Annotated in this window: 20 protein-coding genes; 10 read left to right on the forward strand and 10 right to left on the reverse strand. The window is 60.9% G+C overall.

What is annotated here, in order from left to right; genetic code table 11:
- Positions 1-68: 68 nt before the first annotated feature.
- The 3 genes from CV102_RS08370 (at position 69) to CV102_RS08380 (ending at position 4,061) form a co-directional block, all read left to right on the forward strand.
- The gene (locus tag CV102_RS08370; protein WP_148857439.1) at positions 69-1,181 is read left to right on the forward strand and encodes an OBG GTPase family GTP-binding protein; all 1,113 of its coding nucleotides are present in this window, start codon (positions 69-71) and stop codon (positions 1,179-1,181) included.
- A gap of 340 nt (positions 1,182-1,521) precedes the next feature.
- Entirely contained in the window at positions 1,522-3,216 is a 1,695-nt protein-coding gene (locus CV102_RS08375; RefSeq protein WP_148857440.1) for a Na+/H+ antiporter NhaC family protein, read from the forward strand.
- Between the two features lie 47 nt (positions 3,217-3,263).
- Positions 3,264-4,061: a VOC family protein gene (locus CV102_RS08380; RefSeq protein WP_148857441.1), complete on the forward strand. Its 798-nt coding sequence runs from the start codon at positions 3,264-3,266 to the stop codon at positions 4,059-4,061.
- 76 nt (positions 4,062-4,137) lie between these two features.
- On the opposite strand, the gene CV102_RS08385 is transcribed toward CV102_RS08380, so the two are convergent.
- The 4 genes from CV102_RS08385 to CV102_RS08400 form a co-directional block, all read right to left on the reverse strand.
- On the reverse strand, positions 4,138-5,391 hold the full coding sequence (locus tag CV102_RS08385) for an RNA-guided endonuclease InsQ/TnpB family protein (RefSeq protein ID WP_148857442.1): 1,254 nt from the start codon (positions 5,389-5,391) through the stop codon (positions 4,138-4,140).
- A 393-nt stretch (positions 5,392-5,784) separates the two neighbouring features.
- Entirely contained in the window at positions 5,785-6,048 is a 264-nt protein-coding gene (locus tag CV102_RS08390; protein ID WP_148857443.1) for a hypothetical protein, read from the reverse strand.
- Positions 6,049-6,050: 2 nt separating this feature from the next.
- Entirely contained in the window at positions 6,051-6,341 is a 291-nt protein-coding gene (locus CV102_RS25830; protein ID WP_187432894.1) for a hypothetical protein, read from the reverse strand.
- A gap of 403 nt (positions 6,342-6,744) precedes the next feature.
- On the reverse strand, positions 6,745-8,169 hold the full coding sequence (locus tag CV102_RS08400; protein WP_148857445.1) for an O-antigen ligase family protein: 1,425 nt from the start codon (positions 8,167-8,169) through the stop codon (positions 6,745-6,747).
- 350 nt (positions 8,170-8,519) lie between these two features.
- Here CV102_RS08400 and CV102_RS08405 point away from each other — a divergent pair, with 350 nt between their 5' ends.
- Both CV102_RS08405 and CV102_RS08410 read left to right on the forward strand, forming a co-directional pair.
- Positions 8,520-9,689, forward strand: coding sequence for a glycosyltransferase family 2 protein (locus CV102_RS08405; protein WP_148857446.1), 1,170 nt, complete (start codon positions 8,520-8,522; stop codon positions 9,687-9,689).
- A 21-nt stretch (positions 9,690-9,710) separates the two neighbouring features.
- Complete coding sequence (locus CV102_RS08410; protein WP_148857447.1) at positions 9,711-10,844, forward strand: glycosyltransferase family 4 protein; 1,134 nt, start codon at positions 9,711-9,713, stop codon at positions 10,842-10,844.
- A 41-nt stretch (positions 10,845-10,885) separates the two neighbouring features.
- Here the strand turns inward: CV102_RS08410 and CV102_RS08415 are convergent, their stop codons facing one another.
- The 4 genes from CV102_RS08415 to CV102_RS08430 all read right to left on the reverse strand — a co-directional run bounded on the left by CV102_RS08415 (position 10,886) and on the right by CV102_RS08430 (position 15,981).
- Positions 10,886-11,779: a putative nucleotide-diphospho-sugar transferase gene (locus tag CV102_RS08415; protein ID WP_187432895.1), complete on the reverse strand. Its 894-nt coding sequence runs from the start codon at positions 11,777-11,779 to the stop codon at positions 10,886-10,888.
- Positions 11,780-11,925: 146 nt separating this feature from the next.
- Positions 11,926-13,245, reverse strand: a complete 1,320-nt coding sequence (locus tag CV102_RS08420) for a hypothetical protein (RefSeq protein ID WP_148857449.1) — start codon at positions 13,243-13,245, stop codon at positions 11,926-11,928.
- Between the two features lie 358 nt (positions 13,246-13,603).
- Entirely contained in the window at positions 13,604-14,395 is a 792-nt protein-coding gene (locus tag CV102_RS08425; protein ID WP_222863688.1) for a hypothetical protein, read from the reverse strand.
- A 119-nt stretch (positions 14,396-14,514) separates the two neighbouring features.
- The gene (locus tag CV102_RS08430) at positions 14,515-15,981 is read right to left on the reverse strand and encodes a flippase (protein WP_148857451.1); all 1,467 of its coding nucleotides are present in this window, start codon (positions 15,979-15,981) and stop codon (positions 14,515-14,517) included.
- Between the two features lie 243 nt (positions 15,982-16,224).
- Between CV102_RS08430 and CV102_RS08435 the strand changes: the two genes are divergently transcribed.
- Both CV102_RS08435 and aglF read left to right on the forward strand, forming a co-directional pair.
- Complete coding sequence (locus tag CV102_RS08435) at positions 16,225-17,823, forward strand: hypothetical protein (protein ID WP_148857452.1); 1,599 nt, start codon at positions 16,225-16,227, stop codon at positions 17,821-17,823.
- A 362-nt stretch (positions 17,824-18,185) separates the two neighbouring features.
- Positions 18,186-18,920: a UTP--glucose-1-phosphate uridylyltransferase AglF gene (gene aglF / locus CV102_RS08440; protein WP_148857453.1), complete on the forward strand. Its 735-nt coding sequence runs from the start codon at positions 18,186-18,188 to the stop codon at positions 18,918-18,920.
- Between the two features lie 408 nt (positions 18,921-19,328).
- Here the strand turns inward: aglF and CV102_RS08445 are convergent, their stop codons facing one another.
- Both CV102_RS08445 and CV102_RS08450 read right to left on the reverse strand, forming a co-directional pair.
- Positions 19,329-20,789, reverse strand: coding sequence for a sugar transferase (locus CV102_RS08445; RefSeq protein ID WP_148857454.1), 1,461 nt, complete (start codon positions 20,787-20,789; stop codon positions 19,329-19,331).
- A 506-nt stretch (positions 20,790-21,295) separates the two neighbouring features.
- A complete protein-coding gene (locus CV102_RS08450; protein ID WP_148857455.1) occupies positions 21,296-22,003 on the reverse strand; it encodes a sugar phosphate nucleotidyltransferase in 708 nt (235 codons plus the stop codon).
- Positions 22,004-22,218: 215 nt separating this feature from the next.
- On the opposite strand from CV102_RS08450, the gene CV102_RS08455 reads away from it, so the two are divergent.
- The 3 genes from CV102_RS08455 (at position 22,219) to CV102_RS08465 (ending at position 25,603) form a co-directional block, all read left to right on the forward strand.
- Positions 22,219-22,863, forward strand: coding sequence for a hypothetical protein (locus CV102_RS08455; RefSeq protein ID WP_222863689.1), 645 nt, complete (start codon positions 22,219-22,221; stop codon positions 22,861-22,863).
- A 74-nt stretch (positions 22,864-22,937) separates the two neighbouring features.
- A complete protein-coding gene (locus CV102_RS08460) occupies positions 22,938-23,786 on the forward strand; it encodes an energy-coupling factor transporter transmembrane component T family protein (RefSeq protein WP_148857456.1) in 849 nt (282 codons plus the stop codon).
- Positions 23,783-25,603, forward strand: coding sequence for an ABC transporter ATP-binding protein (locus tag CV102_RS08465; protein ID WP_148857457.1), 1,821 nt, complete (start codon positions 23,783-23,785; stop codon positions 25,601-25,603). Before CV102_RS08460 ends, CV102_RS08465 begins: the two co-directional genes overlap by 4 nt.
- Positions 25,604-25,782: the final 179 nt, after the last annotated feature.

Consider the following 25,782-nt stretch of genomic DNA (forward strand, 5'->3'; position numbering starts at 1 on the left):
CTGCGACGGCGACGACTGCGGGGGCGCATGGAAAGTGTTTTTCGGTGCGACCGGTTGATTACAGACAAATGGGGCTCGAGGACGAGATCGACGAGATCGAAGAAGAAATCGCCAACACGCCCTACAACAAGTCGACCGAGGCGCACATCGGCCGACTGAAGTCCAAGCTCGCCGAGAAGAAGGAGAAACTCGAGAAACAGCAGTCGGGATCGGGGGGTGGTGGCGGTTACTCCGTCGAGAAACACGGGGATGCGACCGTCGCACTGGTTGGCTTTCCGAGCGTCGGCAAGTCGTCGCTGCTGAACTCGATGACTAACGCCGAGAGCGAGACGGGCTCCTACGAGTTCACGACGCTGGACGTCAACCCCGGCATGCTCAACCACCGCGGGGCGAACATCCAGATGCTCGACGTGCCCGGTCTCATCGAGGGGGCGGCGTCGGGCAAAGGCGACGGGAAGCAGGTGCTCGCGGTCGTCCGCAACGCCGACCTGATCATCTTCATGCTCTCGGTGTTCGAGATCGAGCAGTACGACCGGCTCCAGGAGGAACTGTACGACATCAACATCCGTGTCGATCAGGAGCCGCCGCGGGTGACCGTCCGGCCGAAGATCAAAGACGGCATCAAGATCACCTCGAGCACCGAGCAGGATCTGGACGAGGAGACGATTTCGGACGTCCTGCGCGACCAGGGCTACGTCAACGCCGACCTCAATCTTCAGGAGAACGTCTCCATCGACCGGCTGATCGACGGGCTGATGGAGAACCGGGAGTACATCCCGTCGATCACCTGCGTCAACAAGGTCGACCTGATCGAGCCGAGCTACAAGGAGACGGTCGACGAGCAACTCCGCGAGCGCGACCTCGACCCCGAGGAAGTCACGTTCATCAGCGCCGAGAAGGAGAAGGGCCTCGACGCGCTCAAGGACCGGATCTGGGACAACCTGGACCTGATCCGGGTCTACATGGACAAACCGGGCCGGGGGATCGACTGGGAGGAACCGCTCGTCGTCGAGTCCGGAACGACCATCGGCGAGGCGGTCGAGAAACTCGGTGGCGAGATGGAAGAGCGGTTCCGCTTCGCCCGCGTCAGCGGCCCAAGCGCGACCCACGACCAACAGCAAGTCGGGAAAGACCACGTGCTCGAGGACGAGGACGTACTGAAGCTGATTCTGCGGCGGTAGCGTCGGCCGTCGTTCTCGAGGTCGCTGGCGTCGCCGTTCTCTCCGGCCGCCGTTTTCGCTGTTCTCTTCGGTTACCATCGTCGCTGTTCTCGCCGGTCACCGTCGCCGTTCTCGGCGGTCGTCGCCGGCACCAACGGTTACCGTTCCCACGTCGATGCCGTTCTCGACCTCCAATCCGCCGTCTCGGGAGGACCGCTGTTGATCCGCGATAGGCTCTCGACGTCCGGTCTCGATCAGTCGTACCGGGAACCACGGCCGATTCGGTTCCTGCAGTGTTCGCGTCTACGTCGAAAACGGACAAACGATCAATATTATCAGTTGGGACGATGTTGGACGACGTATGTCGGAATTTGGGGCACTTTCACTCGTTCCGCCGCTGCTTGCGATCGTGCTCGCGATCGTAACGCGCCGGCCGATCCTGTCGCTATTCGTCGGGATCTGGTCGGGCGGCGTCATCGCGACCGGAAGCATCGGAATCGGACAAACGTTTACGTGGATCGCCGAGTCGATCGCGGACGTTTTCCACGCGCAGATCCTGATCTTCACCCTGTTACTGGGGTCGGGCGTGGCGCTGATCTGGCGCCTCGGCGGCGCGACCGCGGTTCGTAACTGGGCGACGACCCGCCTCGAGAGCCAGCGTAACACCGGCATCACGACGTGGGTGCTGGGAATGCTCCTGTTCTTCGACGACTACGCCAACACGGCGATCGTCGGGAGCACGATGCGAGAGATCTCGGACCAGTTCCGCATCTCCCGGGAGAAGCTCTCCTACATCGTCGACTCGACGGCCGCACCCGTGGCGACGATCGGGCTCTCGAGCTGGGTTGCGTTCCAGCTGTCGATGATCGACGAGGGATACGGCGTCATCGAGGACGACCACGGCGTCGAGACGCCGGGGCTCTTCGAGACGTTCGTCGGCTCGATCCCGTTCAACACCTACTCGCTGCTCGCGATCCTGATGGTCGGGATCATCGTCGTCTCCCGCCGGGACTACGGGGAAATGCTCGACGCCGAACACCGCTCGTGGCAGACGGGGAACGTGAGTCGCGAGGACGCACAGCCCTTACAGGAGGTGGAGAAAGACCTCGGCGCGCCGATCGAGGATCGGCCGATGCTCCGGACGTTCTTCGCGCCGATCGTCGTGCTGATCGCGATCACGCTCGCGGGCGCGTTCTGGACCGGCTACCAGGAGTGGGTCGCCGAGCAGGCCGAAGCGGGCGCGCCGACCTCGCTCGAGGCGGCGATGGGGGAAGACGGCGTCATCCAGGTTCTCGTCGACGTCGTCGGCGCCGGCGACTTCGCGGCCGCGCTCGTCTGGGGCTCGTTCGCGATGGTGCTGACCGCGATTCTCATCGGGGTCGCCTACGACCTCTTCGATCTCGGCGACAGCGTCGACACGATACTCGAGGGGTTCAACCTCATGCTGACCGCGGTGACGATCCTCGTGCTCGCCTGGGGGATCAGCGCGGTCGCCGAGGACCTCGGAACGGGTGCGTACGTTGCCGGCGTCGCGGAGGATGTCGTCTCTCCCGCCCTCCTCCCGATCGTCGTCCTGCTCGTCTCCGCGTTCGTCGCGTTCACCATGGGATCGTCGTGGGCGACGATGGGGATCGTCACGCCGATCGCCCTCCCCGTTGCCTACGAACTCACCGGCACGTTCGACCTCATGCCGGTGATGGTCGGCGCGGTGTTCTCGGGTGCGATCTTCGGCGACCACACGTCGCCGATCTCGGATACGTCCGTGCTCTCCTCGACGTTTACCGGCGCCGACCTCATCGACCACATTCGGACCCAGCTGTACTACGCTGCGACCGTCATGCTGGTCGTGCTCCTGTGTTACGCACTCTACGGCTATCTGGGGGTGCCGCCCATCGTCTTCCTCCCGCTGGGAGCCGTCCTGCTCGCCGGGCTCGTCTACGGGCTCTCGGAACTCGACGCCCGACGCAAGGGCGTCGATCCGAGGGCCTCCACGGTCGAGTCCGACGTCAGTGATCGGGAAGCCGAAACTGGTCCAGCACCGGGAGATATCGATTAGACGACCGGCTTCGCCATTCTTTTGCTGTCCGCAGCCGACGATCGGATATGGACGGAACTCTCGACCACACGATGCTTCGTGTCGGAGACCTGGAGGAATCGCTCGAGTGGTACCAGACCCACCTCGAGTACGAGGAGAAGGACCGTCACGAGGGCGACGGCTTCACCATCGTCTACCTCGGCCCCGAGGAGATGCACGAGGAGGGTGCGATGCTCGAACTCACCCACAACGAGGGCGAGGACGACCTCGAGGTCGGCGACGCCTGGGGGCACGTTGCGGTGCGCGTGCCGGAAGGCGAACTCGAGGAGCGCTACCAGCAGCTGATGGACGAGGGCGTCGAAGACTACCGCGACCCCGAGTCCTGCGGCGGGCGCTACGCGTTCGTCAAGGACCCCGACGGCCACGAGATCGAGATCGTCAAGCGCGACCCCGACCAGGGCGCGCTGTGGTCGCTCGACCACACCATGATCCGCGTCGAGGACGCCGACGAGGCGCTCGGCTTCTGGACCCGCAAGTTCGAGTACGACGAGGTCGGCCGCTGGGAGTCTGACACCTTCGCGAACTACTTCGTCGAGCCTTCGGACGCAGCCGACGAGGCGATGTCAGTCGAACTCACTTACAACTACGACGGCCGCAGCTACGAGATGGGTGACGCCTGGGGCCACCTCTGCGTTCGCATGGACGACTTGGAGGAGGACTGGGACCAGCTCATGGTGCGCGAGGCACCGGACTATCGCGACCCCGAGAGCAACGACAACATGTACGCGTTCACGACGGACCAGGACGGTCACGAGATCGAACTGCTCGAGCGCGACCTCGAGGCGGACTCGCTGTTCCCGTTGTAAACTACCCCACCCTACTCCCTCGGCGCATACGCGCCTCGGTCCTTGAGGGTGGGGTTTTGATGTGGACTCCCGGCAATCAGTCTCCGGCAACAGGCCGGTGACTCTTGTCGTTCAACATCCCACCATTTATACGCACGTCTACTGGTGCGTCTCCGCTCCTCGACTTGGGCGAGGAACGGAGTCTGTGTTGTCGTTTTCGGGCGTATCGTAGCCCGATATTCTTCGCTGCGTTGTAGTCTGCGTTGACTTTGTAGCCGCACTTCTGGCAGTGGAAGTGTTCTCCGTCGCGGTTTGCTTCGTGCGTGAACCCACAGTCCGTCCGAGAACAGCGTTGGGACGTGTGGTTCGGCGCAACCTGCTTTGCCGTGACGGCGCGTTCCGGGGCCTTGTACTCGACGTACTCGAACAGGCGTCGAAACGCCCAGATGTGGTGCCACTTCGCCTGTGGAAGCCGCTCGCGGATGTCCGTCAAGTCCTCGAACACGATTACGTCGCAACCGTGTTCGACGGCTTCCGTGACGATCTCGTTGGCAACTGTGTGTATGTACTGCTTTCGCCACGCTTCTTCGCGCTTGCCGAGTCGAAGAAGCGCGTTGTGCGCGGCTTGGGTGCCGCGCTGTTGCATCTCACCACGCCGCTTCTCGAACTCGCGGCACCAGTGGTCGTAGTCGTCGCCCTGCCAGAAGGTACCGGTCGAAGCGACTGCGAGGCTGTTGACGCCGAGATCGATACCGAGGACTGTTTGGTGCTCGGTATCTTCCGAAACCTCGGACTCCTCATCGGAGTCGGTGTCGTACTTTCGAGTCGTGATGTGGAAGGAGAACTCGTCGGTCGCCTCGTCGTATTGCAGTGTGCTCGCCCGAAACTCGTAGTCCTCCGAGAGAACGTATCGCTCGTAGGGCGTCGGGCTATCCGCCGGAAGTTCAAAATCGCACTCGACGCGCCCGTTGACGGTCGAGAGGGAAATACGGTTGCGGTAGAAGGTCGCACTTCGTTTGTCGTAGACCACGCTCCAGGAGGTGAACTCCGGCTGACTCACCCGTTTGCCCTGTTTCCACCGTTCGACGCACCCTTTCGTCGCTTGCACGGCGCGTCGGATAGCTTCTTGGACGAGATTCGCGGTGAGGTCGGTCTCTTCTCGTAGTTCTGTGTAGAGCGCGTCTCGTGCCGTCGTATTCGCGGTGATGCAGTTCGTGTAGGAGTTCTCGTCCCAACAGAACTCGGCGGCACGGTTCGCACAGTGGAGGAACTGCCGGGCGGATTCGTGGAGGTCGTCGCGGCGCTCATCGGGAACGATGAGTTTGACCGGCGCGGTTCGACGCACCTCCATGTTTCAGATTACTGCCCGACGGTACTTATACATTCAGGAGTCGAGTAGCTACTGTCGTGCGGTTGCGTCGTCCTTCGTCGGTTTCTGCTCACGGGCCGCAGGCCCGTTCGCACGGCTCGAGGGATCTTAGATCCCTCGCTGTCATCTCCGACCCACTCACTCGCTTCTCTCGCTCCTTGAGGTCGGAGGCTCCACCTTGAATTATGCTGAAGTGGCCATGACACACACACTCGTAGTTCCGCTGGAACATGCGCGTACGGCGACCTCTTTGTCACCAGGGGCGTACTCGGTCCGCTTGCCGAACCCACCGAAGATCGTTGCCCGCGAGAGCCAAGAGCGTGAGTTAGCATCTCTAACGGCGTCTACGACGGCTACCGCTCGCCGGCGGTCTCTCTATGGCCCCCGGGGACTGCCAAGACCCTCACCACGCAACACGGCCAGCGAGAGGTCGCTGCCCAGCACGACGAACGCGCCATCGAATACGCAAGCTTCAACGAGTGCCGGACGATCTTCAGCGCCGCTAACGAGATCCTGTTTGAACACGCCGACGAGACACAGGGCGCCTACGAAGGCCTCGATGGCGTCTTCGAGGGGATCTGGAACGCACTGGACGGGTATCCTGACTGGATCGTCCTGAGTCTGGACGAGATCGATCACGTTCAGCAGAACTCGGACGGGGACTCCCCAGCGAGGGCACACTCAAATGCGGTCTCGATTGTTCGGTCTCGGTGAATAACGAACCCCTCGAGATTGATTTCCGCCTTGATAACCGCGTTGAGCGCGCGGTGAGCGACGGGGCGGTCTTTTTCCCGGACGACGAGATCGAGTTGGCGGCGATCCTTGAGCCCCGGTTGGGGCGAGCGTTCCGCAAGAGACCGGTGCCCGACGATGCGTTTCGGGACGGCGTCGTGAGGCCACTCGTCGGTAAGCGATGCCAGGAAGGTGCTCACGCTCTTCCGCCGCCGGCGAGACCGCAATTCGAGCGGGCTCGAGATGTCGACCACGGGGTATCCAGAGGTGAATCTCGAGGCGATGAGGCCCGCTGGCCGCTCGGGCGTCGAGAACCGGATCATGAAGCGGGTGGAGGTTGAAAAACAGGGATTTGAGCTGTGCAACCCTGTGCTGTCGTGGAGCAAGGCGCTGACAAGTACGATCTCATCGAGTGGACATTCACCGGTTACGTACGGTAACTGGCGCTCGAACTGCAGCAACGTTCACTACTGGCATCATCTCATGGTTAATCCATGACGCTTCCTTGATTCGGGCGGCTAGCTCGAACTCATGTCCACACGGCCAGGCTCTCATCACACAGCGAAAGGGCCCTCTGGGGGGATGGAAGGGGCCAAATTCAGATCAGTCCCCGAAGAGAAGATAGCCGAACGCGAGGGTGGCCAATACCGCGCCCAGCGACCACCGGAACATGATGTAGGATTCGAATGACTGGTGGACGGCCACGCCAACTGCGAGCGAAAGTATCGCAACGTTGACTGTACGGTAGTTGATCGTGCCGGCGATGATGCTCCCGGCGACGAGGCCGAGATAGGCGAGGCCGCCGACGAACCCGGTCTGGATGATCACCGTGAGGTAGGCGTTGTGCGGCCCGTAGGACATGTCGCTTATCAAGTACGGCTCGATGACGGCGCTCGCCGCGCCGCTTCCGTAACCAAAGAGTAGCGGCCCGTCTCGGATCGCGCGCAGACTCGCCATCCAGAGTTCGAAGCGGTTCGTCGAAGAAATGCCGATGACACCAACGTACATTCCGACGACCAATCCAAACACACCGAGAGTGCTCGAAATGACCATTACGGGAACAGTGAGCCGATCACCGATGGCATAGACGGAATAGATCGCGACGGCAACCGCCGAAGCGAGCATTGCCGCTCGAGCGTTCGAGAGAAACACCCCGAGACCACAGATTGCGGCAAGGAAGAGGGCAACGGTGGCGCCGAGTGGCCGCCGGACGACGATGGAACGGTGGAACTCGACGGTCGCGGCGACGAGGCCGACGAACGAAAGTAAGCCGAGAGAGTTCGGGTTCGGGAATATCGACTGCAGCGTTACGAGATCGGTCTCGAATCCTGCGACTTCGGGAGAGGTATCGGGATACTGGCGAACCTCGAAGATCCACAGTGTGTAATCGCCGCTCACGTACGTGACTAGGCCGAGCAACACGGTGATCGCCGCCAGACGAGGAATAAACCAGAGGAAGATTCGTTCGGGGACGAGCCGGGGGATCACGAAGAGGTTACTCCCCATTACGACCGCAGCCCATAGCGGCCACCGAGACTGCGAACTATCGGGATGGAACGCGAGAGTGTGAGCGAGATAGATACCGGTGATCACTGCAAAGCAGCCGACCGCAGCCCACTGACCGATTGTGTACTGTCTGGCATCGGTAACGACGAGCAGGAACGAGAGGATAAGCAAAAAAGCGACGCTAATTGCGAGCGGTCGGTTGGATCCGAGGCCGAGCCCCGGTGAACTGCTCTGATAGATTACGGCGAGGACGAGGAACAGAAAGCCGAGAATCGAGAGGCAGGCTGCCCGGACCTGCTCGGCGTCCTGATAGGTATCCGCAGCGAGCCGGCAGCCGAGAACTGCGCCGAGGAAGATCGAGGAAGTAGCGAGCTGCCATGCCGCCACCGATCCAGTTGCATGCGAGAAGACGATCAGGAGCAGGTGGAGTCCGAACAAGCCGTAGACTACTCCGTCTACGATCCGCTCGGTGCTCCAGTCGTGAACGAAAAGCGTCGCCGGTTCTCGGTCGACAGTACTCACAGGTCCAATAATCAGTGGAACCAATAAATATCTATCCCGATATCTCCACGGGCAGTTATTGATCGATTACTGCCATCGAAACACGCCGGGAGGGGCCCTCAGTGAAACGCTACTCGAGCGAACGATCGAAAAACTACACGAAGGACGCAACTGCAAGACGTACACTCGATACGCCGCAGTAATCACTCGTTTTCCCGGCGGATACCTCGGTGTGGGAATCACTGATCGACGTACTCCAGTCTACGACACGATCAACGGGCGCGCTGTTTGTGAGAATCCCTCCTTACCACTTCGGAAGGTTGAACTTGCTGTTGCGTGAAGCCGAATACAGGTACCCGTAATAGAACGTTATGCTCGAGATCACGCTCCTAGTCGCGCTCGTTGTCGCCGTAGCACTGCTGACGCACTCTTATTTCTTTTATATCGGTGTGTTGTTTTTATTGTCGAAAATAATTCCGGACGAATCTACGTCTCAGTCGGATTCCTTACCGTCCGTCGCGCTGGTAATCGCAGCGTACAATGAAGAGGACGTAATCGCAGAAAAAATCGAAAACAGTTTAGCACTGGATTACCCCGACGACCTCCTCTCGATCGTCGTCTTTTCGGATGCGTCCTCGGATAGAACGGACGAGATCGTTCGCTCGTACGCCGACGAAGGAGTGGACCTCGTTCGGATCGAAGGACGAGTTGGAAAAACTGAATGTCAGAATCGGGTCTTCGAAACACTCGAGGAAGAGATTATCGTCTTCTCCGACGCGAACAGTATGTACAAATCGGACGCAGTACGCGAGCTCGCTGCAGCGTTCGCCCCAGATGTGGGGTGTGTCGTCGGCGAACTCAAGTATCGAGACTCGAGTGACGTCGAAGGAGAATCCTTCTACTGGACGTACGAATCGATTATCAAACGGCTCGAATCGAAGCTCCGTTCGTCGGTAACCGGAAACGGATCGATCTACGCAGTTCGGAACTCGTCCTACGTCCCCCTTCGGCGAGGCGCAATTAGCGATTTTGCGGAGCCCCTAGCGATCGTCGGGAACGGTGAAAAAGTGAAGTACGCACCTGGTGCTGTCGCCTGGGAGAGTACAGGGGAGACGGTCGATGAGGAGCTCAACCGCCGGAGTCGGATCGTCACTCGCTCGTGGCACACCGTTGCGAACAACTCTCAGCTCCTCAACCCGGTACGGTTCCCGCTCTTCGCGTTCCAGCTCGCCTCTCACAAGGTCTTCCGGTGGCTATCGCCAGTGTTCCTCGGAATCGCGTTCGCGTCGAACCTGGGACTCGTACTCGTCTCCGAGAACCCGCTCTACCTCGCGCTCCTCGTAGCGCAACTCGCGTTCTACTGTCTCGCCGCTGCCGGTGCTGTGCTCGATCGGACGTCCGTATCGAGCCCGAAAATAGTTCACATCCCCTACTATTTTCTCGTCGCGAACTACGGCATGTTCATCGGCCTATGGAACTTCATCCGGAGGGAAAACATCGTCACCTGGGAAACCGTCTCGCGCGAATCCGAACAGAGCTAAATCGATCGAACACACACCAACATGACTCACGTTGTTCACCTTTCGTCCGTCCACTATCCGTTCGATCCGCGAATCTTCCACAAGCAACTGCAAACGCTGGCAGCCGAAGGCTATCGGACGACGCTGCTCGTCCATCACGACGAATCGACGGTCCGAGACGGCGTTCGCGTCCGCTCGATCGGTGACGTAGAGACCCGATTCCAGCGATGGCGAAACCTCCCGAAACTGTTCCGCACAGCGCGCCGGCAGAACGCGGACGTCTATCACTTCCACGACCCGGAGTTGCTTCCGATCGGCTTACTGCTGTCGCTCACCACGGACGCCAAGGTTATTTACGACATCCACGAGGACTACACGGACGCCATTCGCGTTCGCGAATGGATTCCAGAGAGTGTCAAACCAGTACTCCAATCCGTTTTCCCGACGATCCAGTCGGGGATGACACGACCGCTGGATCTCGTTATTACAGCGGACGACTCGACCAGGGAAAAGATCGCCGCCCGAACGAGCACGCCTGTCGAAACGATTCGAAACCTGCCGAAGGTTAGCGGCATCGAAATAGACGAGGGAGCGCTCGAGCGATCACACGAATACGTCCTCACGTACGTCGGCGGTCTGGATCGAGAACGCGGGTTGATGAACATGCTGACCGTCACCTCTCGACTCCGAGAGGAGGGGTTCGACGTCGGTCTCTGGCTCGTCGGACCGTTCCAGGATGACGAGATCGAACGCGAAGCTCGAGAGTTCATGGCAGCGGAGGGGATCTCGGATCACGTCCGGCTGTTCGGGTACGTCGATTACGACGAGATCTTCTCGTACCTCTCAGCGGCTGATCTCGGGTTGCTTCTCGTCGACGAGGATCGATTCGAGCGAAACGTTCCGACGAAATTTTTCGAGTATCTGTACTGCGGTCTCCCCGTCGTGATGACGAACGTGTCGTCGCTGGAGCCGTACGCAGATACGGACTACCGTGTGGCCGCCTCGGAGAACGATCTCGATTCGATCGTCGCCGAGACGGCGCGGTTGCTCGAGAACGCCGACGTTCGACGAGAGATGAGCGAGGCGGCACACGAGGTTGCGGTCTCTACGTACAGCTGGGAGGTCGAACAGGAGCGCTTGATCGACGCGTACGATCGACTGCTCGAGCAGCGGTGAACGACCGTCTCGGACTCGCGGCACCGACCGCGGCCGTCGACTCAGCTGAACGGTGACGCCTTTTTTAAGTCCCTGGCGATTCGCGAGGCCGTATCGCGCAGCCCGCGTTCCTTGATCGAGGCGTAGAACCGGCCGCGAAACGTGTACGGTTTCGTCTCTTCGGTGAGAAGGGTGCGCACGTAGTATCGATACGACGGGTCTTTCGTGATCATCTCTACGGGCCACTTCCGGAACGAGTACACCCGCATTCCGTCGTCCGCGTTGAGCCGCTCGGCGACGGCCGGTAGTCCGGCCGGATGTCGTCCGTGGGCGATCTTCACCGAGTCAGTCATGAACCCGACGGAGCCCTCGTACCGGACTCTGAGATTGTACTCTGAGGGGAGCGTCCCGATCTGCAGGTCGCTCTTGTACAGCGCCTCGCGAAACGCCGGTTGGTTCAATCCGGCTATCGTCTGCTCTCGATTTTCCTCGTAAATGTCCGACCAACTCTCGAAGAACGCGCGCGTACTCGAGTTGTCGTTGAACAGGAGGACGCCGGTATTGTACTGCGGGAACGCCTTCGGAACGTCTCGCGCCTCGTAGTCGTCGTGAACCGCGGTTCGACTTCCTGGATTGTGTGCTGCGGCGATATCGAACCGATCCAGTATGTCGAACATCTCGGAGAGGTTCTCGCAGACGTAGGTGTCCGTATCCAAAAAGAGAGTCCGGTCGTACGGCGCCATCTCGGGGCTGATAACCGAATCGCCGAAGTCGTAGCTCGGATCCTCGAGCGGACGAACGTCGTCGAAAAACGGAGCGTCGAACGATACGTCCGAGAAAATCGTCGTATGAATATCCGGGTTGTGCTCCTTCAGGCTCTTTGCGGAGAGCGCGGCTTCCTGGATGTAATCCCGGCCGGTCGCGATATAGACGACCCCCTCTGTTGGAGAACTCATATCCTCACATCTTCCGGAGTAGCATATGGACATTATGGTTCACATACGGGTGATCGAAAGCAACTGCGCATCTACCCGATGAACGCACCCTCCGCTTCTGATCGACGCCCCGCTACAACTGTACCGCGACGATAGCGAAGCCGGCGTCAGAGACGGTTCTCTTCCGTCGAAGAGCGGCGATACTGCGACGAACGGAAGTCGTTCGATTTTTCGCCACTCTCGAATATCGGACGAAATCCGGTCGTCGGTCGCTTGATGACGATCGTTCGAGAGACCCCGGCAAACAGGTACCCAAACGAGAGCGCCATGAGAATAGCTCCGATACGGGTATCGAAGACGTTTACAGCTTCGAAGATCATCAAGACGCCGAAACCGCTCGAGAGGGCGAGCGCAAAGTGGTTCTGGTTCTCGTTCAGCGCCTCACCAAGTATCGACGACCAGACCGTAAGCAGCCAGATTCCGGCCCCGACGATCCCGAACCGGAGGAAGTGAAAATACGCACCGTGAACGGGTGTGCCGGAAACCTGCTCGTTGTCGACGTACGGTGCGATCCACTCCCCAGTATCGATGATTCCCGGCCCGAACAACCACCGAATCGCGTTCTCGCTGAGGAGTGCGTCGACAGCGCCGCGCCAGAGATCATCGCGGTGCGTTAGCGGGACGCGTTCGAGCGGACCGAACGATGGAAGGACGCCGATCCGCGAAAAGACGAACAGGACGGTTCCGGCGAGACCGAACGCGAGCAATTTCACACCGATGTGCGGCTTCGAGTACCGGAAGACGGGGTAGAGCGTAATCGAGATCAGAAACAGAGCGAACCCGCCGCGACTCTGAGAGAGGTACAAACTCAATATGGCCAGTACTGCCAGCGCTTTTGCTACAACGGTTCGCTCGTCGAGCCATTCACGGATTGCGGCGACCGCACCGACGGCGAACAGTATTCCCGCTTCGTTCGGATTAGCGGTAACCGAGCGCATTGCGGCCTCTGCGGGGAGGAACGGGGCAGACTTATCGTGCCACGTTGTCAGTTCGATCGCGACGATCGGAATCGTAAACGGACGGACGAACACCACGAACATCCCGATAAGCCCGACACAGACCGCAAACCTGGAAACGATTCGAAAGACGGTTCGTTCGGGAACCAGAGCCGGCAGAACGAACAGAAGCGTTCCTGCAACGAACGTCGTATAAAACGGCCACACTGCGAGCGACGCCGATCCGAAATTACCGACGAGAACGTGACCGAGATAGATACCAAACAATCCCGCGATCCCGAATAATAGCGGGGTCGGGAGCTGAACACGGAGTCTATCCGTATAGTAGAGTCCGAAAACGGTCAGCCCTGTTACCGCAATAGTCGCGACGACGCCGATCCAGTTCGCGACCAGTTGCGATCGGGAGAGCGTTCCAGCAATCAATAACGCGAGGACGACAATGACCGCAGACGTGCGAGAGATGTCACTCATCTCTTCCACCCGGTTTCCGACTATCGCAGATCGCACTCGCATCGGCTATCAGCGTGTCTGAGTGCGCCGTTCGATTCCAGTATGCATCGAGACGCCGCACGCGATCCGTGCTACGCGAATAGAGTGACCTTGTCGACCCGATACGCGCCCGATATTTTCGGATAGGTCCGCAGACAATTCGTCGTTTGCCAGGCACGTTTTGTATCTCTCTCGTACAGTTTTTACACTCTATCGATCTCAAACCCAAACTGTCATCGATGTATTGTTCAAAATCGAACACTATTTTCCACAGTTCATTTCGATGCTGTCTCTCTCAAATCTGCGTGAGGGGCAGAACGATCTCCAGGAAACTCATCGGCTACGTAAGGTTCCGAAGATCCGGGTGTGATGTAACCGTTTCCTCCAGTCCGCTCACTCGCGTTCTCACCCGATCACGGATTCGCTGCCACTCTCGATGTCGAGCGAGTACAACTACTGGAATTCGCTCGAGATCGAGGATCCTCGCGATCGAGAGTCGGTGCAGTCCCCGATGACGCCACAGCAGCGCTCCGTCGCGACCGATGTTCACTCCAACCTCGTTGAGCACGGGATGGCACGCCTCGTTGTTGAGAGACTGCGTCGCTCCGGCATCCCGACCGAGCAATTCGCGCTGGGTGAGATACCCCTCCGTCGCGATCGCCTGGTGCAGTTCGTCGATCTCTCGGAGCCGCGACAGTCGTTCCTCGTCCGACTCGCACGCTCGAGTCCACAGCCGTCCGGTCGGCTCCTCGAGCAACGCTTCGTAGAGCTCAGTGTCTTCCCACGGGGCGCCGTGGCGGAATCGTTGGACGAGCGATTCGTAGACGTCCACTCCGGCGATCGGCTCTCGCTGTTGGTCCCAGTCACCACCGGAGACAGTCCCGAAAACGCGAGGTGAACTGGTGCGATTGACGTGGTACTCGATACGATCCGGATCGACGTACAGTAGCTTGTACGGATCCGCGTCGGTGTACCGGGTCGGCCTGAGCCGTCGCTGTACTCGATGGGTGCCGACGAGAATCGGTTTCTGGACGGACCATGGCGTTCTTCCGGCGCTGCCGGTCTTTACTTTCTTTCCAAACGCTTCCGAGAGAGCGGCTAGCCGGTGTCGCGAGGCGTTACAACTCATCATCTGGGAGCAGTCATGGCTCGTATTCTCGCATCGTTTTCGACCACGGGGTTCGGATGGTACTGACCTCGATACCGTTCATGTAGTTACCGATATCAGACGGAGAGGATATCGTCGTAAAACTAGATACCGATCTGGGATCTGAGTTCGTTCGGTTCGATCACGCCCGTCTTGACGCTCAGTGCGGCCCAGACCGCTACGCCGAGACCAACGACCGCCCCGAGCGAGAGGAAGCCGACGATGTAATCCGAGAGGACGAAGACGACGATCCCCATCGCCGACGCGATCAGGAGTGCCTTCGACGTACTCACGGCGATCTGACCCCAGTCGAGGGGCAGTTCCCGGTGCATCAAGTAGATGTTCCCGGTTACGTACACCGCGTACGTGATTACCGTCGCTGCCGCCGCTCCGACGATCCCGATCGTCGGGATCAGGAGAAGGTTGAGGGCCACGTTCCCTACTGCGATCGTTCCTTTCAAAATCGCGCGCGACTTTGCCTTGCCGAGATAATCGAGACCGGTACCGGTCACGTAGCTTACCGCCTGGATCAGAATGTACAGCGTGAAGACCTGTACGACTGGAATCGCACCGTGATACTCCTGGCCGAAGACGAGCGGGATCATCGGATCCGCGACGAGGAACAGGCCGATCGCAGCGGGTGCGTACAGCAGTATCATTCCGTGTAGCGCTTCCTGATAGAGTTTGGCGGCTTCGCCGTAGTTGCCCTTCGAACACTGCTCCGAGTACCGAGGTGAGATCGAAAACCCGAGCGAGTTTGCGGGTTTGACGACGAACTGTATGATCTGCTTGCTGATCATGTAGTAGCCGACCGCGACCGGCGTGAGGAAGAACCCGATCATGATCACGTCGACTCGTTTGATCAGCACCGTTCCGCTGGACGTGAGCGTGATCGGGAGGCTGTATTCGAACAGTTTGCGGCGCAATCCGGGTTCGATATCGACGGGTTCCTTGTACGACCCGACCGTGCGGTAGAGCAGTACGGCGCCGAGTGCGGACGTAATTACCAGGCCGACAACGTATCCGAGGAGGGCACCAACCGCCCCGAACCCTGCTGCAACCAGCAAAACGACAAAAACGAACTTGAACAGCGTGTTTACGGCGTGGAGCGTCGCACTCCGCTCGATGTGTTTGAATCCCTGGAAAACCCGCCGGCAGTATTCGACGAAGCTGTAGAAGATGATGTACAGCGTCCCCACCAGCAGTAGCGGTTGGAGGGTCGGTTCACCGAGTACGTACGAGATCTGTTCTCGGAACAGTACGAACACCGAGACGACCACGCCCAAGGACAACAGACAGTACAGCCCCGAGGCACGGATAATGTGTGGAATCTGGCCGGGATCGCTTGCTTCGTAGTCCGTAATGTATCGTGCCGCGGACCGGGAAAAGCCGAAGCTGGTAATCAGGATAACGACCGAGAAGATGGATATCGAGAGGTATAGCAATCCGTACTGCTCGGCCGAGAGCACCCGCGCGAGGATTACCAGCAACAGACCGCTCGAGACGACACCGAACAACTGAGCACCGAGTTCGGCCGAGAACCCGGAGACGACTTTTTTTCTTACACCCATATATTACAAACCAGACTGATAGGGACGCTGCGGTACTACTGGTTACCATTTCTGAACTTCATAAACACACTGATTGCGGGCCGTCCCAGCCTCCTCAAACTGGAGCGAGAGGGAAATTATCGGGAATCGACGGTCACGGTTTATACTTCTCACCGGTAGGCGAGGCAATATCTGCGTTCGAACGGTAGCACCCGAATTCGGTAGTTTCGATAGTTACTTCTCCGGCCATCGTCCGTTGTAAATATGAACGTTCGACTCCGTCGCGAGAGGGAAGGTTCCGGCGGCACGTTTGCCCGCGGCCACGCGTTCGTCGATGGAGAGTATCTCGATACGGCCGCCCTCGAGGACCGACTGGAGGGCATGACGTCCGAAGCGGACTTTCACTCGTTCGCTTCCTCGCTGTACGGCTACTTTTCGCTCGTCCTGGATCTCGAGGAGCAGATCTGCGCTGCAGTCGACCACTGCCGCAGTCGTCCGCTGTTCTATACCACCGACCCAGTCCGGATCGGCGACACGTCCCAGGCGGTCGTCGGCGCGGTCGATCCGTCGGAGTACGACCCTGTTTCGGAGCGAGAGTTCCTGACCGCAAGCTACGTCACGGGCTCCGAGACACTTCATCCCGACCTCGAGCAACTGGAGGCGGGGACGAGCGTTACGCTCTCGGAGTCGGGAGCGACGGTACGATCGTACTCGGAGTACTATCCCGCGCCTCAACAGTACACGAAACGAGACGCGCTCGAGGCGCTGGACGAGGTAATGGACGACGTCTCTCAGCGCGTCATCGAAGCGGCGGACGGCAGCCAGATCTGCGTGTCGCTCAGCGGCGGACACGACTCCCGCCTCATGCTCTGTTCCCTGCTCAAGCAGGGATACGACGACGTGATCGCGCTGACGTTCGGTAGGGAGGGTGACGTCGATCCGGTGATGGCCCAGGAAATCGCATCGAACCTCGGCGTCGAATGCGTGTTCGTCGAGTACGGATCCAACACCTGGACGGATCTGTACGGGTCCGACCTCTGGAACGAATACTACGACCGCGCTTTCAACCTCGACTCGATTCCCGGACTGCAGGTGCTCCCCGCGTTGGAGGCCGTCGCTGCCGACCCCCGGGTCGAAGACGACGCGTTCTTCGTCTCCGGACAGACGATCGGCGGCGTCGGAAGCCATCTCCCACCGACGCCTTCCTCGCGAGACGAGCTGATCGACTACATTTACGACGAGCACTACTCGATTTGGCCCTCGAGTGCAACGTTGTCGTCGCTGCTCAAAGAACGCATCTCGAACCGGCTCCCGAACCGGAGTACGAACTGGACGTCCGAGTACGCACACTGGGAGCAGCGAGAACGGCAGTCGAAATACCTGTACCAGGACGGCATCGCCTACGACCTGTTCGGGTACGACTTCTGGTACCCGATGGCCGACCGGCAGCTAGTGGAGTTTTTCGAGACGCTCCCCGAGGAGTACCGGCGGGACAAATCGCTGATCGAAGCGTACAGCAGCGCGCTCTACGGCAGTCTCGCAGATATCGATTCGGAGGACGCGTCCAGATCGGACTCGGAGTGGTCGATCACACGAAAGGTGAGGAACACGGTCAAGAACTCCCCACTGCGGCCGTACGCGCAGGTTCTTTACCGGACGTACCTCCAGAACCCCGACCGAGGAGATACTGGCCCCCTGGCCATGTACGCACTCTTGGCCGACGGACAGTACAGTATGCACTCGACCGGAAACGAAACGAATCACTCCTTCAGGGCCGCCGAAGCCGTTGGTCGCCTCGATTTCAGCGATCCCGACTCACACCGTATGCCGACGGACTCGATTATTCGGGCACCGTTCGAGTGAATCGCTCGGGGCCGTCTCCGATACCGCTTGCAAACGCAGCGTGGACCGCAGGATTCCGGTCTATTTCTCTGTCGGCTGTGGGCTCCCGAAAGCGGCTCAATTTCCGAAGTGCAGGTACCCGAGCGCGAGTATCGTCGATCGGCACGTGACCGTCGTTGACATCGCGACGATCTCTCCGTCGCTGGCGATCGCGGTTACTCGGTGGCCCAGTTCTACGAAACAGGCGGATCGTCGTCCCAGCGTGTTCACTGTGCATCTGCCTCGAGTGCTCGGGGTAACATGTAAGCGCGTTCTAATCCGGCTGACGGAAAGAATCCGGAAACAGAACGTTATTGTGACCGGAGAGTCGTTAATTAACGTCAATGCAAGCTGTCGTACTCGCTGCCGGAGAGGGAACGCGGCTCCGTCCGCTGACGGAGGACAAACCCAAGGGAATGGTAGAGGTCGACGGGGAACCGATCCTCACAAACTGTCTCGACCAGCTCGTCGAGCTCGGCGCGGACGAGTTCGTCCTCGTCGTCGGTTACCTGAAGGAGAAGATCATCGACCACTACGGCGACGAGTACCGCGGGGTGCCCATCACGTACGCCCACCAGCGTGAGCAGAAGGGTCTCGCTCACGCGCTGTTGACTGTCGAGGATCACATCGACGACGACTTTATGCTCATTCTCGGGGACAACATCTTCCAGGCGAATCTCGGAGATGTCGTCCGCCGTCAGCGCGAAGAGCGCGCCGACGCCGCGTTCTTGGTCGAGGAAGTTCCGTGGGACGAGGCCTCCCGATACGGCGTCTGTGATACCAACCAGTACGGCGAGATCACCGACGTCGTCGAGAAACCCGACGATCCGCCGTCGAACCTCGTCATGACCGGCTTCTACACCTTCTCGCCGGCGATCTTCCACGCCTGTCACCTCGTCCAGCCCTCGGGTCGTGGCGAATACGAGATCAGCGAGGCGATCGACCTGCTGATCCGAAGCGGCCGGACGATTGACGCGATCGGGCTGGATGGCTGGCGGATCGACGTCGGCTATCCGGAGGATCGCGACGAAGCCGAAGAGCGGCTGCAAGAGTCGGAAGTGACGGCGACCGTCGACTGAGACACAGCGCACGCTCGCCTCGAATCGAACGGTTCACTGCATTATCGTCGCTGAGACAATGGACTCTGAGAACGTGGTATCTGGTATTCGTAATACAAAATTTGGGAACTGCTGGCACCGAACACACCGGTGATAATTTCGCTGGGTCATCGATCGTCTCCAGAGAAGCCAGGAGCGGTCCAAATCGAGTACTGCAGTCGCTGAACCGCCACCGAATAGGTAGTCAACGTTTTCATCCAGACGGATTGAACGCGTTCGCACTGAAGACATCGTTCTGGTGCGAACTGCTCCTCGTCGATTCTCCTGAAACCGATCCCACCTACCATCGTGGTACGTTTCGATCAGTCCACCCCCTCCATTAGCTCACACGGACTCGTACGCTCTCAGAAGAAGCGGCGATATAACAGCTCAATCGGCTCGCTCGGTCGACTGGCTGTCGACGTCGTCCGTAGAGACGCGTTCAGTGATCAATCGCACAACGTCGATCAGGACCTGTCCGAGCTGGGTGATGATGATCTTCAAATCGAACCAGAGCGACTGTCGACGGATATGCTCGAGATCACATTTGAGTTTGGCATGACCGTTAGTGCTATCGATGTTTCTGATCTGCGCCAGGCCCGTCAGACCAGGCGTCACAGTCCACCGCTTCGACCAGGATTCGACCTCGCGTTGCAACAGCTGTTCCTCGTCGGTCCAGACGGCGCGCGGCCCGACAACGCTCATTTTGCCGCTGAGGATCGACAGCAGCTGTGGGATCTCGTCCAGATGCGTTTTTCGAAGCACGCGTCCGACACGGGTAATTTGACCGTCAGCGTTCCCTGGATTCGCGTCTTCGCTCTCGGGATGCATCGATCGGAACTTCCAGACCGGAAACGTCCCGCCCAGTTTGGCCGTCCGCGTCTGGCCGTACAGGATCGGTCCGGGCGAGTCGAGTCTGATGGTGACCGCGATCACCAGCAACAGCGGCGCTGCAACCAGCAACGCGACCGTCGCGAACGCAACGTCGAACGCGCGCTTGGCCGCACGGCTGTACCACGGCCACGGTTCGAGGTTGACGCGTACCAGCGCGTCGCCGACCCGCTCGCCCTGTAGAACCTGATCCTCGAGCGACTCGTGGACGAGGGCGTCGACACCCAGTTCGTGACACGTCCGTAGCACGCCGAAATACTCCTGGCGGTCCCCCTGGCTGAACGCGAGCGCGACGGTGTCGATGTCGCGCTCGCGGAGCACGTGCTCGAGCCGCGAAAGACCGTCGATCCGAGCGACGCCGTCGATCTCGTCGATCCGACCACCGGTTGGGACGCCGCCGTCGGTCACGACGGTCTGCTCCGTGTCACCCGGCGTCTCGGTCGAGATCATCTCCTCCAGGTCCGTCATTCTGATCGCTGGCTCGGAAAGCACCGGCGAGAGAAAGCCGAGTGGCTCGACGGGCAGCGATTGAATCGTCGACTTGAGCAGCGCGGGCTGGTCGCCGACGACGAGCACCCGCTGGGGGCGGACGCGGCGCCGACAGACTCCGTACCAGACCGGCAGCGCAGGTGCGAGAAGGCCGCCGGCCACGAGCATCGTGGGGACGTCCGGTGCTGCGGCGACTCCGGCGGGGCCGAGGCTCACGAGCACGAGACAAGCGATCGCGACCTGGCGGCCCGTCCGCCCGATCAGCGTCGGCACCGAGCGCGGCCGTGACGTATAGAGCGGGACGAGCGCGACGCCGATGACCCCACCGATGAGTGCCACCGTGGGAACAACCGCTTCCGTGTTCGTGAACGTCGACTCGCCGGTCAGGACGGTTGCAACGGTCCCCGCGGCAAGCGCCAACAGCACCGTTCCCACGGCTGTAATGCCGCGGTACTCCCATCCTAGTGACATTCTACTCCTACTATATATGAGATATCATATTAAAGCTTGTGAGACTCTCTACCGTACGATTATTGGACTTTCACCGATAGTAATAGATACCTAATAGACACTGTTTATATATTTTATATGAAAAACAAGAATGTATTTTTGTAGAATATATATTGTAGTGGATTTATATATCGCGGGCTGACTCACACTGTGTACCAAACTGGTCGACTCTGGCCGTGAGACGGGTCTGGGGGCCAAAATCGCCACGCTATCTAGAGGCGTCGCCTCGCTTCGGCTGTCGTCGGCGGTCCGATTAGCCTCACCGCAGTGATCCGCAGTAGGGTGTCGTTTCGAGTGGCTCGTGGTGAGAACGGTCACCGGAAGGGGACTATTACGGCCGGATTCGACACTGCCAGCCGATCGCGAACCGATCGCCGAAGCTCACGAGCGGTGACAGTGCGGGTCGCGTGATTCAGCGGCCCCGTGATCGTGTGCTGCAGTCCGCGTCGGCTGACGGCTCGAGCGGACTACTCCTCGAGCAGCCGACTCGCACGCTCGATATCGTCGGTCGTGTTGACGTTGACCCGCGGGCCGGGTATCCGGACCGGTTGGACGTCCATCCCCGCGGCGGCGAGCAATCCGACCGCCTCGCTGAGTTCGTACTCGCCACGCTCGGAGGGTGCCGCGAGTTCGAGCGCATGGAAGATTTCGGTCGGAAGCACGTAACACCCCGTCGTCACCAGCCGGGAGGGCGGCTCGGCCGGTTTCTCGACGATCTCCGTGACGGCTCCGTCGTCGACGTCGACGACGCCGGTCGCTCGCGCCGTTTCCCGGTCGACTTCCTCGCAAAGGAGTACCAGGTCCGCCTCGGTCGTTTCGAACCGCTCTACGGCGGGCGCGATGCTCCCGCCGAACACGTTGTCGCCGTTGAGGACGACGAACGGGCCGTCGACGTGCGGTTCGACGAGCGAAATCGCGTGGCCGAGGCCGAGTTGCTCGCGCTGGTGGACGTACGTGATGGGAACCCCGCGGTACGCGTCGCCGTAGTGGTCCACGATCTGTGCCTTGCGGTAGCCGACGACGACCACGAGTTCGTCGACGCCGGCCTCGAGCAGCGTCTCGAAGACGTGCGTCAGGAGCGGTTGCTCGTCGACCGTCACGAGTCCCTTCGGCTGTTCGTCGGTTAGCGGCCGCAGTCTGGTTCCCTCGCCTGCCGCGGGTACGACGCCTTGCATGCGTTCGGATAGCGAGTGGATCGGCAAAAGTCTCGAGCACTCGACGGTGCGCGCTCGTGTAATTGATTCGAACGTTTCCGGCACGATATTTGATGGTTTATTTTACATTTGTGCGACGTCAACTATTACCACAGGGGTGTACCCGATGCCGAAATCGGCTCCGATCAGCAGGTTCGTTCCGAACGTCGATCCGACAGCAACCGGGGGTGAGTACCGTGGCTGAGGGCGTCGCCGAAGACCGCACGGAGATGAGTTGGTCCGAACGGATCGCGGCGGACTTTACGACCGTTGCCTGGGTGTTGATTCCGATCGCCGTCGGGATCAACGTCGTCGGCAGTTTCATCGTCGGGCTGCTCCGGATCCCGCTGTTCCTCGACGTGATCGGCACGATCCTGATCGCGATCCTGGCCGGGCCGTGGGTCGCCGTCGTCGCCGGCGTGTTGACGAACGTCGTCCTCGGGGTCGTCCGAACGCCGACGCTCATCCCGTTCGCCCTCGTCCAGGTCGGTGTCGCGTTAGTCGTGGGCTACGTGGCGCTTCGCGGCTGGTTCCGCATCCGGGAGAGCCGTGACTACGTCTGGCTCGTCGCGGCCGGCCTCCTCGTGACGGTGACGGCGGTCGTCATCAGTACGCCTATCGCCGTTCTGGTGTTCGGCGGCCTGACCGGGAGTCCGACGGACGTCGTCGTCGGATTCTTCCTCGCCGCGGGCGCCGAACTCTTCGCTGCCGTGCTGGTCGCGGAGTTCATCTACGAACCGATCGACAAGATCGCCAGCGTGTTCATCGCCTACTTCATCGCCCAGTCGATCCCCGAGCGATACCTCCCCTCGTTCGGGCAGCTGGCGTTGAACGAAACGTAACGCGAGACTCGCCGCGCCGGCCACTGGACGGTCGACCTGGCCGTCCGGCCGCCGACGAGTAGTGATCTACGCACATGGCACACGAGACCGACATCGACGTCAACGAGATCATCGAACGGTCCAGCGGCCGTTCCGGAAACGTCTTCGAGTACCAGCCCGGCGACAGCTTCGTCCACCGGCTGAATCCGGTGACCAAGCTCGTCATCAGCGTCTCGCTCGTGTTCATCGCGTTTCTCTTCCCGACGTACCCAGGGCCGGCGGTCCTGACCGTCGCCACGTTCGTGGTCGTCGTCCTTGCCGGCGTCACGAAGGCGGTCCTCCGCATCGTTGCGGTCATCGGCACGCCGCTGGCCGCGTCACTGCTGATCATCCACGGGCTGTTCTATCCCGGGAACGAGACGGTGCTGTACACCGTCGGCGGCGTGCCCGTGGTCGAGCAGGTCCACTACTACCGAGAGGGGTTCGAGTTCGCGCTCCTCTACCTGTTTCGCATCCTCACGCTCATGCTCGCGCTGCTCGTGACGATCGTCACCACCCACCCGAAGCGGCTGACAATCGCGCTGATGGAGAAGGGGATGCCGAGCAAGTTCGCGTACGTGTTCCTCGCGGCGCTCCAGCTCATCCCGCAGCTCCAGGCGCGGGCGGTCTCGATCCTCGACGCACAGCGGGCCCGCGGTCTCGACACGAAGGCGACGCTCCGTCGCCGCGTGCGATCGCTGTTCGCGCTCATGATCCCGCTGTTGATCGGGACGCTCATCGCCACGGAGACGCGGGCGCTCGCGCTCGAGTCCCGTGGTTTCTCGCGGGTCGGCGAGCGCACGTTCCTGCTCGACGTTCCCGACACGGCCCTCGACCGGGCGCTGCGCTGGCTGGCCGTCGCGGCCGTCGTCGTCGTCGCCGTCTGGCGGGTGGTGTTCGGATGAGCCTGATCGAGTTCGACGACGTCTCTTTTCAGTACCGGACCCAGCCGGACGACGAGTACGCGCTCGAGTCGGTGAGCTGTCGCATCGAGCGCGAGGAGTTCGTCGGGATCACGGGGCCGAGCCACGCCGGCAAGTCGACGTTTTGCCGGTGCATCCCGAGTTACATCCCTAACTTCTTCGACGGGACGCTGTCCGGGACGGTCACCGTCGACGGCGTCGACGCGCGCGAGACGACGATCGGCGAGATGGCGACGACGGCCGGACTGCTGTTCGAGAACCCGTTCGACCAGCTCACCGGCGCCAGCACGAGCGTGATCGAGGAGGTGGCGTTCGGCCTCGAGAACCTCGGGCTGCCCGCCGACGAGATCCTCGAGCGCTGCGTCGAGAACTTAGAGCGGATGAACATTCGCGATCTCATCGACCGGAACCCCCAACAGCTCTCCGGCGGGCAGTCCCAGCGACTCGCGCTGGCGGCGATTCTGGCGATGCAGCCCGAGGTGCTCGTCCTCGACGAGCCGGCCTCGCAGCTCGACCCCCACGGCACGGACGAGGTGTTCGACGTCATCTCCGGGATGGACGACGAGGGCTACACCGTCATCCTCGTCAGCCAGCAGCTCGGGCGGATGGCTCGCCACCTCGACCGGCTGTTCGTGCTCGATAACGGTCGACTCGTCGACCAGGGCGACCCCCGGGAGGTGCTGGATCACGAAGCGGCTGGGGCCGACCGGGTGCTCGTCCCCGACACAGTGACCGTCGGGCGCCGTCTCAGACGGCAGGGGTACATCGATCGCGACCGGCCGCTCCCGCTGCGCGTCGACGAGGCGGTCGAGGAACTCCGCCCCCACGTCGCCCCCGCCGAAACCGACGCGCAGACGAACGGGCTCGGCGGGTCGGACGAGCGAGCGGGTTCCGGCAACGAGCGGTCGTCGATGGCCGAAAGTGGCGGCGACGAACTGGCGGCCGAGAAGGGCAACGGCGAACCGGGAGTCGAGGGCGGCGACGACGAACCGGCGGTCGTCTTCGACGGCGTGCGCTTCGCCTACAACGAAGAGATCGAGGCCCTCCGAGGAATCTCCTGCTCGTTCGACGGCGGCTGCGTCTGTCTCGTCGGACAGAACGGTGCCGGGAAGTCGACGTTCGCCAAGCATCTCAACGGACTGTTGAAGCCGACGGAGGGCACGGTTCGCATCCGCGGAACGGATACTCGAGACTACCGGGTCGCCCAGCTCGCCCGGGACGTCGGTCTGAGCTTTCAGAACCCCGACGATCAACTGTTTCACGACAGCGTCGAGGAGGAGATCCGGTACGGGCCCCGCAACCTCGACTACGACGTTGACCGGATCGACGACCTCGTCGAGGTCGCCGTCGAGCGGATGCACTTAGACGAGGTTCGCGAAAAGAACCCGTACGACCTGGGCCACTCCCAGCGCAAGCGGGTCGCGGTCGCGTCCGTGTTGGCGATGGATACGCCGATCGTCGTCCTCGACGAGCCGACCGGCGGGCAGGACGCCCCCGGAACCCGAATGCTCGGCGCTGCCGTCAACGATCTCGTCGCCGACGGGAAGCTCGTCGTCGTGATCACTCACGACATGTCCTTCGCGTGCGAACACGCGACGCGCGTCGTCGCGCTCGGCGAGGGCCAGATTCTTCTCGACGGGACGCCGCGCGAGGTGTTCTCCCGTCCGGATACTCTCGCGAAGACGGACGTCCAGCCGCCGGCCGCGACGCGGATCGGAACCCGGCTCGGGCTGTCAGAGCCCGCCCTCTCGGTCGAGGATCTCCTCGCGGCCGTGGACCGATCCACGGCCGAGGAATAGGGGCGAGGAACGGGCGCCTGGAACGCGCGCTCGAGGGCGAAGGAGAGAGTACGTCGATCCGTGCGCTTCCGAGGACGTTCGCGAGAGACCTGGTTCGATCGATGCCAGTTAGCCGAGATCGATCGGACAGGTCTCGTCGCCGCCGTACTCGAACCCCGTACGATCCAGTACGTCGAGAA

The organism is Natronococcus pandeyae (assembly GCF_008122205.1).
In the GTDB taxonomy this organism is placed as follows: Archaea; Halobacteriota; Halobacteria; order Halobacteriales; family Natrialbaceae; genus Natronococcus; species Natronococcus pandeyae.